Annotated in this window: 13 protein-coding genes; 7 read left to right on the top strand and 6 right to left on the bottom strand. The window is 61.6% G+C overall.

Features of this window, described 5'->3' with window-relative positions; translation table 11 throughout:
- Positions 1–27: 27 nt before the first annotated feature.
- From iolG to ACO06R_RS14425, 5 genes are all read right to left on the bottom strand, one after another.
- Positions 28–1,032: an inositol 2-dehydrogenase gene (gene iolG / locus ACO06R_RS14445; protein WP_421851316.1), complete on the bottom strand. Its 1,005-nt coding sequence runs from the start codon at positions 1,030–1,032 to the stop codon at positions 28–30.
- 47 nt (positions 1,033–1,079) lie between these two features.
- On the bottom strand, positions 1,080–1,859 hold the full coding sequence (locus tag ACO06R_RS14440) for an ATP-binding cassette domain-containing protein (protein ID WP_421851313.1): 780 nt from the start codon (positions 1,857–1,859) through the stop codon (positions 1,080–1,082).
- Position 1,860: 1 nt separating this feature from the next.
- Positions 1,861–2,997 (bottom strand): ABC transporter permease, encoded by a 1,137-nt coding sequence (locus ACO06R_RS14435; protein WP_421851309.1) that lies wholly within the window; start codon positions 2,995–2,997, stop codon positions 1,861–1,863.
- Positions 2,998–3,099: 102 nt separating this feature from the next.
- Positions 3,100–4,041 (bottom strand): sugar ABC transporter substrate-binding protein, encoded by a 942-nt coding sequence (locus tag ACO06R_RS14430; protein ID WP_421851306.1) that lies wholly within the window; start codon positions 4,039–4,041, stop codon positions 3,100–3,102.
- Between the two features lie 317 nt (positions 4,042–4,358).
- On the bottom strand, positions 4,359–5,534 hold the full coding sequence (locus ACO06R_RS14425; protein WP_421851303.1) for a cystathionine beta-lyase: 1,176 nt from the start codon (positions 5,532–5,534) through the stop codon (positions 4,359–4,361).
- A 105-nt stretch (positions 5,535–5,639) separates the two neighbouring features.
- Here ACO06R_RS14425 and ACO06R_RS14420 point away from each other — a divergent pair, with 105 nt between their 5' ends.
- The 7 genes from ACO06R_RS14420 to ACO06R_RS14390 all read left to right on the top strand — a co-directional run bounded on the left by ACO06R_RS14420 (position 5,640) and on the right by ACO06R_RS14390 (position 12,806).
- Positions 5,640–6,461, top strand: a complete 822-nt coding sequence (locus ACO06R_RS14420; protein ID WP_421851301.1) for a phosphatase PAP2 family protein — start codon at positions 5,640–5,642, stop codon at positions 6,459–6,461.
- A gap of 266 nt (positions 6,462–6,727) precedes the next feature.
- Positions 6,728–7,744 carry an amino acid ABC transporter substrate-binding protein gene (locus tag ACO06R_RS14415; RefSeq protein ID WP_421851298.1) on the top strand — a complete coding sequence of 339 codons (1,017 nt, stop codon included), beginning with the start codon at positions 6,728–6,730 and terminating at the stop codon, positions 7,742–7,744.
- A gap of 146 nt (positions 7,745–7,890) precedes the next feature.
- Entirely contained in the window at positions 7,891–9,108 is a 1,218-nt protein-coding gene (locus ACO06R_RS14410) for an amino acid ABC transporter permease (RefSeq protein ID WP_421851295.1), read from the top strand.
- Between the two features lie 3 nt (positions 9,109–9,111).
- Complete coding sequence (locus ACO06R_RS14405; protein ID WP_421851292.1) at positions 9,112–10,449, top strand: amino acid ABC transporter permease; 1,338 nt, start codon at positions 9,112–9,114, stop codon at positions 10,447–10,449.
- A gap of 12 nt (positions 10,450–10,461) precedes the next feature.
- Positions 10,462–11,262, top strand: coding sequence for an amino acid ABC transporter ATP-binding protein (locus ACO06R_RS14400; protein WP_421851289.1), 801 nt, complete (start codon positions 10,462–10,464; stop codon positions 11,260–11,262).
- 4 nt (positions 11,263–11,266) lie between these two features.
- Positions 11,267–11,929 (top strand): TIGR02117 family protein, encoded by a 663-nt coding sequence (locus ACO06R_RS14395; protein ID WP_421851286.1) that lies wholly within the window; start codon positions 11,267–11,269, stop codon positions 11,927–11,929.
- Between the two features lie 709 nt (positions 11,930–12,638).
- The gene (locus tag ACO06R_RS14390; RefSeq protein WP_421851283.1) at positions 12,639–12,806 is read left to right on the top strand and encodes a hypothetical protein; all 168 of its coding nucleotides are present in this window, start codon (positions 12,639–12,641) and stop codon (positions 12,804–12,806) included.
- Positions 12,807–12,877: 71 nt separating this feature from the next.
- Here ACO06R_RS14390 and ACO06R_RS14385 read toward each other — a convergent pair whose 3' ends face one another.
- A complete protein-coding gene (locus ACO06R_RS14385) occupies positions 12,878–14,074 on the bottom strand; it encodes an FAD-dependent monooxygenase (RefSeq protein WP_421851280.1) in 1,197 nt (398 codons plus the stop codon).
- Positions 14,075–14,077 lie beyond the last annotated feature (3 nt).

Here is a 14,077-nt window from a genome sequence, read left to right as displayed (position 1 = left end):
AAACGCGTTCGCTGTTCCGCCCGCGCCTCAACCGAGAATCTCCGACATGGCGACCGGCCGTTGTTCGGTCACGGACTTCAGGGCGGCCTCCGCGATCGCCAGTGCGACGAGGCCGTCATGGCCGTTCGGGGACGGCGGCGTACCGCTGTTGACCGCCTTGACGAATGCCGCGATCTCGGCCGCGTAAGCATCCCGGTAACGCGTCATGAAGAAGTCGTGAAGCGGCGGCTTGGTGTATCCGGTCGCGGTGGCGACTTCGATCGAGACCGGGCGCTGGTTTTCGACCGAAACCGAACCGGCGGCACCAAGAACCTCAAGCCGCTGGTCATATCCGTAGGTGGCGCGCCGCGAGTTGGAAATCGTGCAATGCTTGCCGGACGCGGTCATGAGGATCGCTGACACGCTGTCATGGTCGCCCAGTTCGCCGATCTGCGGGTCGGTGATTGCAGACGCGGTCGCATAGACCGATACAGGTTCCTCGCCGAGGATGAAGCGCGCCATGTCGAAGTCGTGGATCGTCATGTCGCGGAAAATGCCGCCGGATGAAGCGATATAGCTGGCCGGCGGTGCCGCCGGGTCGCGCGAGGTGACCTGCATCATCTCGATGTCGCCGACCTCACCTTCGTCGATTGCTTTCTTGGCGGCGGCGAAATTCGGATCGAACCGCCGATTGAAGCCGATCATCAACGTCGCGCCGGTTTTCCCAACGACGGTCAGGCATTGTCTGACCCGTTCGAGCGAGAGGTCGATCGGCTTTTCGCAGAAGATCGCCTTGCCGGCGCGGGCGAAGCACTCGATCAGGTCGGCGTGGGTATCGGTCGGCGTACAGATTGCGACGGCGTCGATATCGGATGCGATCTCGATGCTGTCGACATCGCTGACGGGACACCCAAATGCGCGCGCGAGCGCGTCGGCTGCCTCCGGGACCGGATCGGCGACGCAGGCGAGCTCCGCGTCGGGGTCGTCCGCAATCGCGCGTGCGTGGACCTTTCCGATCCGTCCGGCGCCGAGCAGTGCAATACGCAAAGCCATCTAGTGTTCCCTGTGTTCTTCTGTTGATCTGTGCAACTGCGTCCCGGTCAGACCGTACCGCCGAGCGACCCCTCGAGTTGCGCCAGTTCCTGTCCGCCCGCCATCATGTCTTGTAGTTGCTCGGCGTCGATTTCGCCGCGTTTTGCCGTGCCAAGCGTGCGGCCGCGGTTCAAAACGGTGAATCTGTCTCCGACTGCGAAGGCGTGGCGCACATTGTGGGTGATGAATACAACACCGATTCCGTTCCTGCGGACCTTGTCGATCGTGGCCAGCACGTTGGATGTCTGGCGAACACCCAGCGCGGATGTCGGTTCGTCGAGGATCAGGACCTTCGCGCCAAAGAAGACGGCGCGCGAGATCGCCACCGTCTGGCGTTCGCCGCCGGAGAGCGTGCCGACGGCTTGGTTCGGTTCGCGCAGATTGATCCCCATTTTCCGCATTTCTTCCATGGTCACCGCATTGGCGGTCTCGAAATCGAAATACTTGAATGGCCCGAAGCCCTTGCGCGGCTCGCGTCCCATCCAGAAATTGCGCGTCACCGACATGAGCGGGATCATCGCAAGATCCTGGTATACGGTCGCAATGCCTGCATCCATGGCTTCGCGCGGGCCGGAGAAAGTCACGTCGCGCCCGCCGACTTTGATGGTTCCACTGGTCGGTTTGTGGACACCCGACATTACCTTGATGAAGGTGGACTTTCCGGCGCCATTGTCGCCAAGCAGGCAGTGACACTCGCCGGGCAGTACGGATACGGACACGCCGGCGAGCGCGATGACCGGGCCGAAGTGTTTCTCGATATCGAGAAGTTCTACCAGAGGCTCGGTCATCTCAGCGCTCTCCCGTGATCATGCGACGGATGTAGGTATTGAGGATCACCGCCAGCAGCAGGATCACGCCGAGGAACACGCGGAACAGCGAACTCTCCACACCGGCGAAAAACAGGCCCTGTTGCACGACGCCGAAGATGAGTGCGCCGAGCGCGGCGCCGATCACCGAGCCGTAGCCGCCGGTCAGCAGTGCGCCGCCGATGACAACGGAGATAATCGCCTCGAATTCCTTGAGCACGCCGCGGTCGGCGGATGCAGATCCGAACTCCATCACCTGGCAGGTCGCGAACACCGTCGCGCAGAAGGCCGTGAACATGAACATCAGGATTTTTACACGCTGGACTGGCACGCCCGAATTCGAGGCAGCGACGGAATCGCCGCCGGCAGCGAAGATCCAGTTGCCGAAGCGGGTCTTGGTAAGGAGGATGTGGCCGAACACGATCAGCGCGATGGCCCAGACCATCAGCATCGGAATGCCGTCTACCACGGGCTCGCCGGCGCGCGGCCCGGCGACAAACTTGTCGATGACGCCGAGATCAGCGAGCCAGACGAACAGTCCCTTCAGGATCTTTCCGCCGAACAACCATGCGATCGGGTCACCTTCCGATACATCCCTTACGCCGCCGATAATCGTCTGGCGCGTGGTGGAAATGGAAATGAAGATCGTGAGGCCGCGCAGGATGTAGAGAAACGCCAGTGTCACGATGAAGGAGGGTAGGCCGGTCTTGATGACGAGAAAGCCGTTGAGTGCGCCGATGGTGATCGCGATGACAAAGGCGGTCAGAATGGCGAACCAGACAGGGAATCCGAGTGTCACGGACATCAAAGCGATGATGATGCCGGAAAAACCGATCATCGAGCCAACCGAGAGGTCGAATTCGCCGGCGATCATCAGCAAGCATGCACCGACAGCGATAATCGCGAACTGGGCGGAGACGACCCCCCAGTTCATGATGCCCTCCGGCGCGAACATCCCACTGGAGCCGGCAACGGCCAGGAAGAAACCAAAGACGACAATGACGCCGCAAATCGCACCAAGCTCCGGCCGCACCAAGGCCTTTCTCAACGGCGATATTTTCTGAAGACGCTCGTCCTTCGCCTCCTCGATTGCCTTGGCGCTCGTATCGTCGGTTGCCATGACAAGCCTCCTTCATGCGACGAACCGTTGTTGGTCGGCGCGGAATCCGTTTGCAGGTGCGGAAAGGGCGACAGCGGCGCGCGCTGCCGCCCCGATTGACGCCTAGCGGTATTCGCCGGCGTATTGCTCGACCAAGCCGATATTGGCTTTGGTCACAAAGCCCGGTCCGGAGTTGATCGAGTTGCCCGGCACCACACCGTAGCGGGTGAGGTTGGTCAGAATGACGACCGGCAGATAGCCCTGCAAGTAGGGCTGCTGGTCGATTCCGAAAGCGATGACATCGCCCTTGATTGCATCGGCGATTTCGCCCGAAAGGTCGAACGTGCCGAAGTGGATCGTACCGGCCTTGCCGCTTTCGTCCAGCGCGGCGATCGTCGGGTGCGCCGAAAGAGGCCCAAGCGTCAGGATGCCGTTGGTGTCCGGGTTCGCCTGCATATAGGCGAGAACCTTCGACTTGATTTCGGCCGGGTCCTGGCCGGAATCAATCATCTGGCTGCCGAGATCGACGCCAAGCGCGTCCGCGTAGCCGCGGCAGCGCTCAACCGAGGCCGGGTTGGTGATGTAATGATTGACGCATAGGAAATTCGTCACGCCAGCGGCCTTTGCCTTTTCGCCAGCGCCCTTGCCGGCGTCATATTCCGGCTGCCCGACATGCATGAGCGCGCCGATCTGCTTCGACTGCTCTTGCGTACCCGAATTGATCGTGATCACCGGAATGCCCTTGCCGACGGCATTGCCCAGCGGCCCTGAAAGGACGTCGAAATCGGCAATGGTGGCAATGATGCCGTCCGGATTGGACGCTGTCGCTTGTTCGATGATGCGGGCCATGTCGGCGAGATCGCCGGTTGGCGGATTGCGGTATTCGACGGTAACGCCCATCTGGCTGCCAGCAACGTCGATAGCGTTCTTGATGGTGTTCCACCAGCTGTCGCTGTCCGGCGCGTGGCTGACGAGTACGTAGCGTTCGCCTTCGGCCTGCGCCGGCATGGCTATACCAGCAACGAGCGCCGCGCCGATTCCCAGTGCCGCGAGTATACGGTTCATCCTCATTCCTCCGCTTTGAATAATTCCTCCGGTCCGGCCCCTAGAGACCAGCTGGATTTCGCTCAGCACATTTCATACTGATCGAAACCGCGTCCTGCTGCCCCGGATCACGTGGAATGTAAACGGAAAAAACAGGTCGCGATGGAATATATATTCCAAAAGAAGTGTGGACGTCAAGCGGGTTTCCGCTAGGGGAAGCGTGGTATTTGCTCGCGTCGCGCTAGCCGCTCGCGCCGACGGTATGAAATTGGCCCGCAACAAAACGCCCGGCCGCGCGAGGCGCGACCGGGCGAAGTATCAGGCTGGTGTTTCCGGCGTCAGGCTGCGGCTGCGGCGTGCAGGCCCTTCTCGATGTCGGCCATCAGGTCGGCGGTGTCTTCGAGGCCGATCTGCAGGCGAATGACCGGGCCGGCGTAATCACGGGCCGAAACGGTACGGTCGCGCAGGTCGACCCAAACGGCAAGGCTTTCGAACCCGCCCCAGGAGGAGCCGAGCCCGAAGATCTCCAGCGCGTTCAGGAAAGCGTGAGCCTGCGCCTTGCCGCCGTCGGCGAGCACGATCCCGAACAGTCCACTCGAGCCGCCGAAATCGCGTTTCCAAAGGGCGTGGCCTGGATGGCTTTCGAGCGCCGGGTGCAGTACCTCAGCGACACCGGGATGGGTCTCCAGCCAGCGGGCGATGTCGAGCGCCGATTGTTGGTGCCGTTCGAGCCGGACGCCCATTGTGCGCAGCCCCCGGAAAATCTGGTAGACATCGTCCGGGCCGGCGCAGGCGCCGAGCGCCAGAAAGGTATCCCAGAGGCGTGGCCAGCATGCTTCGTTTGCCGAAACTGTGCCGAGCAGAACGTCGGAATGACCGCCTGGATACTTGGTCGCGGCGTGGATCGAGATGTCGACACCGAAATCGAGCGGTTTGAAGAACAGCGGCGTGGCCCAGGTGTTGTCGAGCATGGTGACGATACCCGACTTGCGCGCAACCTCGACGATCGCCGGCACATCCTGCATCTCGAAGGTGTTGGAAGCGGGCGACTCAAGGAAAATCACTCTGGTTTCCGGACGGACGAGATCCGCGATGCCGGCACCGATTTCCGGGCGATAATACTCGACGTCGACGCCTAGGCGGCGCAGCATGCCATCGGCAAAGCGCCGCGTCGGGAAATAGATGGTGTCGACGAACAGCGCATGATCGCCGGCCGACAAGAAGCCGAGCAGCGGCACCGTGACCGCGGCCAATCCGGACGGAACGGCGATCGTGCCAGCGCTTCCTTCCAGTTCGTCGATCGCCTTGCATAGTGCTTCGGTCGTCGGCGTGCCGCTTGTTCCATAGGTATAGGGCTGGTCGCGACGGTCTCTGGTTTCAGCATCGGGCGCCAGGACGGTGGAGGCATGGACAACCGGCGGGTTGACGAACCCGAAATAGTCGTGCGGATCGTAGGCCGCTTTTGCAAGCCGTGTGTTGATGCCGATGGATCCCTTGTCCGACCCGCTTGCCATTTCGTTTTCTCCTTGTGACTTCGGTGTCGCGATGCGTTACCGATTTCTTGCGTAAACACAAGGAATTGGATACCCGCTCCGGCACGGACACGGGTGTGATTTGCAGTGGACAAGGGCAGGCAACTGGAAAGTGCAGCGTCGCGCGCGGTGGCAACAGCCGGCGCGGCTGGTCGTCTCGCGGCCCGACAGGCCGTATCGACAAGCAGGCGGCTTGCGATACGTCTCGCGCGCCCGCCGGCGGCTGGCGCACCGCCCGTCTGGTCCATCCACATCACATCCATGGTGATTGCGGGATTGTGCGCGACACTGTTTGCCAGCGCCTTCGATCCCTATGTTCAGCCAGCGGCGCATCAATCGGACGCAGCATTGCTTCGTTTCATGGCCAGCGTAACGGATGTCGCCAAATCCGGTTGGTACATCGTTCCTGCAGTCATTGTCGTGACTGTCATCGGGCTGCTCGATTGGGGGGAACTGCGGCACGGTTCGCGGCGTGTGCTTGCGACGGCTTACGGGCAGGCTGGCTACATTCTGGCCGCGATCGCCATTCCGGGTATCGCGACCAACATCGCCAAGCAGTTTATCGGCCGGGGCAGACCGCGCGTGATGGACGAGTTCGGCGTTTACGCATTTCATCCGTTCCAATTCGATTCGGCGTTTCAGAGTTTTCCGTCCGGCCACTCGACAACTGCAGGTTCGCTCGCGGCGATTCTCATTCTGTGGCATCCGAAGTGGAAATGGCCGGTGCTTGCCGCAATGTTCCTGCTGGCATGTACACGGCTGCCCGCCGGCGCCCATTATCCGGCTGACGTCGTTTGCGGTTTCGCATTCGGGTTTGTCTTGGCTCTTCTCATCGCGCGATGGCTGGCGCGCCGTAGCGCTGTATTCACGCTGCGTGGAAATGCCGCGCTGCCGGTGCTGAAAGCATAACTCTTTGATTACGTCATTATTCACTAGTAAAAAAATGCCATCCAGAGTTTACGTTACGGAAGATTAGCTTGGCGCTATCGCCGGCTCCGTTACAGAATTGTGTCATTTCGCCTTGACGCTTAGCCGTTTTTCGCCTTGTCTTCGAAGTGTGGAGGGAGGCGTCAGTAGTGTGTCGATCAGATACATTGCGTGGTCGCGGCTATACCTATGGTTGCGACAGATGCTCATGCCCGACAGAGTCTATGTGAGCAAACGAGGTTCGATCTATGAAAAACCTGATCCTTACGGGCGCGCTTGGCGTCGCCGCTTTGGCTACAGCGGCGACCGCATCTGCGGCTACGCTCGACGATATCAAGGCGAAAGGATTCGTTCAGTGCGGCGTGAGCCAGGGTCTTCCTGGGTTCTCCAACCCGGATGCCGACGGCAACTGGAGCGGTATGGACGTCGATCTTTGCCGCGGCGTTGCGGCGGCCGTCTTCGGCGACGGCGATGCCGTGAAGTTCACCCCGCTTTCGGCGAAAGAGCGCTTCACCGCTCTGCAGTCGGGCGAAGTGGACCTGCTGTCGCGCAACACGACTTGGACCATGAGCCGCGACACGCAGCTCGGCCTGAACTTTGCGGGCGTCAACTACTATGACGGCCAGGGCTTCATGGTCCGCACCGACATGAACATCAACTCGGCGCTCGAATTGTCCGGCGCTTCGGTCTGCACCAACACCGGCACGACCACCGAGCTGAACGTCGCGGACTACTTCCGCGCCAACAACATGGAATACGAACTGGTCGCCTTCGAGAAGGCCGACGAGGTGGTCGCGGCTTATGACGCCGGCCGCTGCGACGTCTACACCACCGACCAGTCGGGCCTGTATGCGCAGCGCCTGAAGCTGACCAATCCCGGCGAGCACAAGGTTCTCCCGGAAATCATCTCCAAGGAGCCGCTCGGCCCGGTTGTCCGTCAGGGCGACGATCAGTGGTTCAACATCGTCAAGTGGGTCCATATCGCCACCGTCAATGCCGAGGAACTCGGCGTGACGTCGGAAAATGTCGGCGAGATGATGGGCAGCGACAACCCGTCGGTGCGCCGTCTGCTCGGTGCTGAAGGCGAGTTCGGCGCCGGTATCGGCCTCGGTAACGACTGGGCAGCGAACGCGATCAAGGCCATCGGCAACTACGGCGAGATCTTCGAGCGCAATGTCGGCCCGGACACCGATCTCGGCATCGCCCGCGGCGTCAACGCCCTCTGGTCGAAGGGCGGCCTGATGTACGGCCCGCCGGTCCGCTAAGGATCTTCGAGTTTCGCCCGGTTGCAGACCGCAGTCGGGCGAAATCATTTTTTGACAAGTGATATCGTGGCGAGCGGGCTTGACCGGACCGTCATTCCGGTTTCTCCTGATTGTCACCATCGCAATTTCGAATGATTGGGGTGGGCATGGCCGTTAGCGACGTAACACCGTCGGACCCCCGGCATGGATCCGGAGAAGAAGTGCCGCGCGTCGCGCTTCTGAACAATCCGGAAATCCGCGGCTGGCTTTTTCAGATCATCCTTACAGTGCTGATCGTGTATTTGGCCTACACCGGCTGGTCCAACATGAATGCCAACCTGCAAGCCGCAGGAATCGCTTCGGGTTGGGGCTTCCTTGGAACCAATGCCGGTTTCGCGATCAGCCAGTCGCTGCTTGAGTACAGCCAGGCATCGTCGACCTATGGCAGGGTCTATGTCGTCGGCCTGCTGAACACGCTCGTCGTTGCGTTCTTCGGCATCATCCTGGCAACGATCCTCGGCTTCATCGTCGGCATCGCAAGGCTGTCGAAGAACTGGCTCGTCAGCGGACTGGCGACTGTCTATGTCGAGGCACTGCGCAACATTCCGCTCCTGCTGCAGATATTCATCTGGTATTTCGGCGTGCTGCGCCTGCTGCCGCAGCCGCGCGAGGGCCTGGAATTCGGGCCGCTCGGCATGCTCAACAACCGTGGCTATTTCGCACCGAAACCGATCTGGGGCGACGGCGCGGAATACACGCTTTATGCCTTCATAATCGCCTGTATCGCCGCCTACGCCATCTCGCGCTGGGCGCGGATGCGGCAGATGGCGACCGGTCAGACGTTCCCGTCTTTCATGACCGGTCTCGGGCTGATTGTGTTGTTTCCGCTGATCGTGTTCTTCCTTTCGGGATCGCCGCTCAGCTGGGATGTGCCGGAGATGGGCGGTTTTCGGCCGCGCGGCGGCATGACGATCATTCCCGAGTATATCGCCATGCTGGTGGCGCTGGCGACCTACACGGCGTCCTTCATCGCCGAGATCGTGCGCGCCGGGATTTTGGCGGTCAATCGCGGGCAGACGGAAGCCTCGCATGCGCTCGGCCTGCGCAACGGGCCGACACTGCGTCTCGTGATCATCCCGCAGGCGCTGCGGATCATCATTCCGCCGCTGACCAGCCAGTATCTCAACCTGACGAAGAACTCGTCGCTGGCGGTGGCGATCGCCTATCCGGAACTGACATCGGTGTTTGCGGGTACGGCACTGAACCAGACCGGCCAAGCGGTGGAAATCATCTCGCTGACAATGCTGACATATCTGGCGATATCGCTGCTGACCTCGTTGTTCATGAACTGGTATAACAGCCGCGTCGCGCTGGTGGAGAGATAGGTCATGAGCGATATGACAAAAAGCGGTGGCAGATCCTATGTCCGCAGCGAAATGCTGCCGGAACAACCGGCGCCGGTCGCCACGACGGGGATCGTCCACTGGTTGCGCGAGAACCTGTTCTCGTCGATCCCGTACTCGATCCTGACATTGTTCTGCGCTTATGTCCTGTTCGTGATCATCCCACCGGTCATCAGCTTCATGGTGACCGACGCGATCTGGTCGGGCGAGAACCGCGCGGCATGCGCGACCGAGGTGCAGGGCGGAGACCTGCCGAACGGATGGTTCGGCGCCTGCTGGGCCTATGTCGGCGCTTATGCCAACCAGTTCATCTACGGGCGCTATCCGGATGCCGAGCAATGGCGCGTCAACATTGTCGGCCTGCTGTTCTTCGGCGGTCTGGCGCCGCTGTTGATGCCATCGGCACCCTACAAGCGCGAAAACATCATCTTCATGGTGCTGATCTTCCCGCTGGCCGCGCTCATTCTCCTGACCGGTGGCCACTTCGCCGTCGGTGGGCTCTACATCCCGCTGGCCATTCTGACGATCATCGGGCTTGGCGCGGCGTTCGCATTCGCCAAGGGATCGGATTCCGATCCGATGCCGGCGCTTGTATCGACGGCGATACTTTTCGGCTCGCTGTTCGTCCTGTTGTTCATCCTCGGGATCAATTTCGGCATGGAGCATGTCGAAACCGAGGTCTGGGGCGGACTGCTGGTGACGCTGGTGATCGCCGTAACGGGTATCGCGGCGTCGCTGCCACTCGGTATTGCGCTGGCGCTCGGACGGCGCTCGGCGCTGCCGATCGTGCGTTTCTTCTCGATCGTGTTCATCGAGTTCTGGCGCGGCGTCCCGCTGATCACGGTGCTGTTCATGTCGTCGGTGATGCTGCCGCTGTTCCTGCCGGAGGGCGTTACCTTCGACAAGCTGCTGAGAGCCCTGATCGGCGTGGCGCTTTTCTCGTCGGCATATATGGCGGAAGTGGTGCGCGGCGGCCTGCAAGCGTTGCCCAAGGGCCAGTATGAGGGTGCGATGGCGCTCGGTCTCAACTGGGGCCAGATGATGCGGATGATCATCCTGCCGCAGGCGCTCAAGCTGGTCATTCCGGGCATCGTCAACACCTTCATCGGCCTGTTCAAGGATACGACGCTGGTGCTGATCATCGGCCTGTTCGACTTCCTCGGGCAGATCCAGTCGTCTTATTCCGACCCCGCGTGGTCGACGCCGGTGCAGTCGCTGACCGGCTATTTCTTCGCGGCCATCATCTATTTCATTTTCTGCTTCGGCATGTCGCGCTACTCCATGTTCATGGAGCGGCAACTCGACACCGGACACAAACGGTAGGGACAAAAAAACATGTCTGAAAACGCGGTATCCACCGAGGAGATCCAGGCCGATCGCTCCAAGATGATGGTCTCCGAGACCGATGTGGCGATCGAAATCGACGACATGCACAAGTGGTATGGCGATTTCCACGTGCTGCGCGACATCAACCTGAAGGTTATGCGCGGCGAGCGGATCGTCATCTGCGGCCCTTCGGGATCCGGCAAGTCCACCATGATCCGCTGTATCAACCGGCTGGAGGAACACCAGAAGGGCAAGATCCTCGTCGACGGGATCGAACTGACCAACGACCTGAAAAAGATCGATGAAATCCGCCGCGAAGTCGGCATGGTGTTTCAGCATTTCAACCTGTTCCCGCATCTGACGATCCTGGAAAACTGCACGCTGGCGCCGATCTGGGTGCGCAAGATGCCGAAGAAGGAAGCCGAGGAACGGGCGATGCATTTCCTGACGCGGGTCAAGATCCCCGAGCAGGCGCACAAATATCCGGGCCAGCTCTCGGGCGGCCAGCAGCAGCGCGTGGCGATCGCCCGGTCGCTGTGCATGAACCCGCGCATCATGCTGTTCGACGAGCCGACTTCGGCGCTTGATCCGGAGATGATCAAGGAGGTGCTCGACACGATGGTCGGGCTGGCCGAGGAAGGCATGACCATGCTGTGCGTCACCCACGAGATGGGATTCGCGCGCCAGGTCGCCAACCGCGTCATCTTCATGGACCAGGGCCAGATCGTCGAGCAGAACGTGCCGGACGCGTTCTTCGACGATCCGCAACACGAGCGCACCAAGCTGTTCTTGAGCCAGATACTGCATTGATCAGATGCGCGCCCTCAAGTGGCTTGCTGCGGCCGCAATTGCACTGGTCATGGCATTTCTGCTGGGCGCGGTTCCATTACCGTCGCCGCTGATCGGTGCGCGCGCCGAACCATCGGCGGAACCGGTGCGTATCTATGTCCTCTCGAACGGGTTTCATTCCGATATCGCGCTACCGGACCGAGACGGCGAGACGCTGCTGCGGTTCGGGATCGATCCGGCCGATTATCCGGTTGACCACGACGCGGTGCGCTACTGGGCGTTCGGCTGGGGATCGAAGACCGCCTATACCAGCCTGCTCGAAATCACCGATCTGACGCCGGGTATCGCCATTCGCTCGCTGGCCTTCGATGTCAGCGTCATGCATGTGTTGCCGCTCGGCGAGATCGGGCCGCGCGAGGGCATCTACGCCATCGATGTCAGCCCGGCGCAGTATGACCGACTGGTCAGCGGTATCCGTCGCTCCTTCGGAGCCGAGATTCGCCCGATCCCCGATATCTCGCAGGGCTATGGCGACCGCTACTACGAGGGGGAGGGACGTTTCTCGCCGCTCAAGGGCTGCAATGTTTGGACGGGACGGCGGTTGCGCGATGCCGGCATCGGCGTCGGGATGTGGACGGTTTTCGCGCAATCGCTGGAGTTCGGGCTTGGGCGGGTTTCCGCGCTTTAACGTTTCCGGGAAGTCGCTGCGCGCGGATTTTCTCGCCGCAATGGTTCGTTTTTTCTTCCGCATCGAGCGCCAACCCCTTCTCTTGCGATTCATAGCGCTAAGCCGTTGCGCTCCGCGCGGCCAAACCGCTGAAATCGCGCTTTCTCTTCCATGGGGATGAAGGGGGCGCGCGGCATCGCCGCCGCGCCTCGTTTCCTGAAGCCGGTTTATCAAAGACTTTTTCCTGCTCGCGATAAGCTTTCCCGGTCTGGCTGTGCCAGCCGGGGCATCGCGAGTGGAAGACGGGCGGTCAAAGCATCGCAACGTCTAAAAGGTATAGCGATCCTCGGACCGCCCGCTCGGTGGTCTTGCAGCTTCGGTCGGCGGCCCGGATCAAAGTCCGGGAAAACAAGACTGTGCGCGCCGCTTCATGCCGCCCTGCCGTGGGGGTTCATCACCCAGCAATGCACCTCTGCACCGCCCAGCAGGCACCGTCCCTCTCTCCATCAGCCGGTGTGCACGACAGACTTCCGTGAGAAGGCGGGAGTGATGATAGGGGAGGTTTGGGAGCGGTGGATAGAAAAAGAGACACGGGCGCGTCACAGCCCTGAAAACACAAGTAATACCAACATCGAGCGAAAACACTCATACAACGGCATCCCATGCTGTTTCCAAAGCCTGAGGAGCCGGGAAATCACAATCCCGTCCATGTAATAGCGAGGACGAGTTTTTGGTCCGGCAATCTGCTACGGCCAGCTGGAAGCGCTCGACGGCGCGCGCCGTATTCGGTGTCGAGGGGCTCTATTATTTCTTCGACGACGGGATCGCCTTCAGCGACAGCGAAACGGTCTCGCCCGGCGATGTCGTTCGATCAACGGCAAGATCAGCTTCCGGCTGAACTGATATCGGTCATCCGGCCGTCGGAGACGCAGGTCCAATTCTGACGAGCCGTTTCACGCGGAATTCGCCTTAGCCGGGCACCCGGTAGCCGTAGAGCCATTCCAGACTTTCGAGGAATGACGGGCCGCCGCGTGCGGCCATGTAGCGGTTGCGGGCCCAGCGGCCGGGGCCGGACTGGTGGTAGACCCAGCGGTTGAAATCGGTGCGTTTGGCGACGCGTTCCAGCCGCGGCAAGCGCAGCGCCCGGTAAGCCGCAAAAGCGGCTGTCGTGTCATCCGGCTGGCGGGCCATGCAAGCGGCCAGCGCATAGCCGTCCTCGATCGCCATGGCCGCGCCCTGGGCGGAAAACGGCTCCATGCCGTGCGCGGCGTCGCCGATCAGCGCGATTCGGCCGGTGTGCCAGGTCGCGTCCGGGCGAACGCGGAACAACGGCCACAGCGTCCAGCTGGTCGCCTTGGAGATGTTGACGCCCAGCATCTTGCCGCCGCCTTCGATCAACCGGCGCAATTCCTTGGCGACGACCGGCTGGTCCCAACGTGGCTCGCGGCTGGTGCCCGAGGTCACGGCGACGATGTTGAGCGTGTCGGTGTTGCGGATCGGGTAGACGATGACATGGGCGTTGGGCGCCATCCAAGCGGTCACCGAACTGGCGTCGTAACCGGCCGGCGCCGGGCCCATGGCGCGCCAGGCGACACGTCCGGTCGGCGCGGGCTTGCCGGACGCCGGCACCGCGGCACGCACCTTGGACCAGATGCCGTCGGCGCCGATCAGGGTGCCGGCCTGCAGTTCGCGCGTGCCGTCGGCGGTCGCCAGCTTCAGCCGGACCGCATCGTCGCGTTCCTCGATGCCTTCGATGCGGTGCCCGGTCACCAACTCGATATTCGGCTCGGCGACGGCGGCGTCGTAGAGCGCGGTATGCAGCGCGGCGCGATGCACGGCCAGATAGGGCGCGTCCATCCGCTTCAGCCATTCCGGGGTGATCTGCATTTCCAGCACGATTTTGTTGGTCGCCGCATCGCCCAGCCGGATCGAGCGCGGAGCGATGGCGCGGGCCTGGACCGCCTCAAGCACGCCGAGCCTGGCGAGAATGCTGGTGGCGTTGGGCGCTAGCTGGATGCCCGCACCGATTTCGCCGGGTTCCTCGAAAGCCTCGACGATGCGGGTGGGGCGTCCGGACTTGGCCAGCGCGAGCGCCGTTACCAAGCCGGCTATGCCGGCTCCGGCGATGGTGATGTCGGTATTGCTGGAAACTGTACTGCTGGACAAGGT

Source organism: Oricola sp., assembly GCF_965230365.1.
In the GTDB taxonomy this organism is placed as follows: domain Bacteria; phylum Pseudomonadota; class Alphaproteobacteria; order Rhizobiales; family Rhizobiaceae; genus Oricola.
The sequence above is the reverse complement of the archived record's forward strand: the minus strand, read 5'-3'. Positions and strand labels throughout refer to the sequence as shown.

Bases quoted from the DNA above. Each gene is read 5' to 3' on its own strand.
- ACO06R_RS14405 (WP_421851292.1), top strand. From the start codon at position 9,112: ATGAGCGATATGACAAAAAGCGGTGGCAGATCCTATGTCCGCAGCGAA.
- ACO06R_RS14440 (WP_421851313.1), bottom strand. From the start codon at position 1,859: ATGACCGAGCCTCTGGTAGAACTTCTCGATATCGAGAAACACTTCGGC.
- ACO06R_RS14425 (WP_421851303.1), bottom strand. From the start codon at position 5,534: ATGGCAAGCGGGTCGGACAAGGGATCCATCGGCATCAACACACGGCTT.
- ACO06R_RS14430 (WP_421851306.1), bottom strand. From the start codon at position 4,041: ATGAACCGTATACTCGCGGCACTGGGAATCGGCGCGGCGCTCGTTGCT.
- ACO06R_RS14395 (WP_421851286.1), top strand. From the start codon at position 11,267: ATGCGCGCCCTCAAGTGGCTTGCTGCGGCCGCAATTGCACTGGTCATG.
- ACO06R_RS14435 (WP_421851309.1), bottom strand. From the start codon at position 2,997: ATGGCAACCGACGATACGAGCGCCAAGGCAATCGAGGAGGCGAAGGAC.
- ACO06R_RS14415 (WP_421851298.1), top strand. From the start codon at position 6,728: ATGAAAAACCTGATCCTTACGGGCGCGCTTGGCGTCGCCGCTTTGGCT.
- iolG (WP_421851316.1), bottom strand. From the start codon at position 1,032: ATGGCTTTGCGTATTGCACTGCTCGGCGCCGGACGGATCGGAAAGGTC.
- ACO06R_RS14410 (WP_421851295.1), top strand. From the start codon at position 7,891: ATGGCCGTTAGCGACGTAACACCGTCGGACCCCCGGCATGGATCCGGA.
- ACO06R_RS14400 (WP_421851289.1), top strand. From the start codon at position 10,462: ATGTCTGAAAACGCGGTATCCACCGAGGAGATCCAGGCCGATCGCTCC.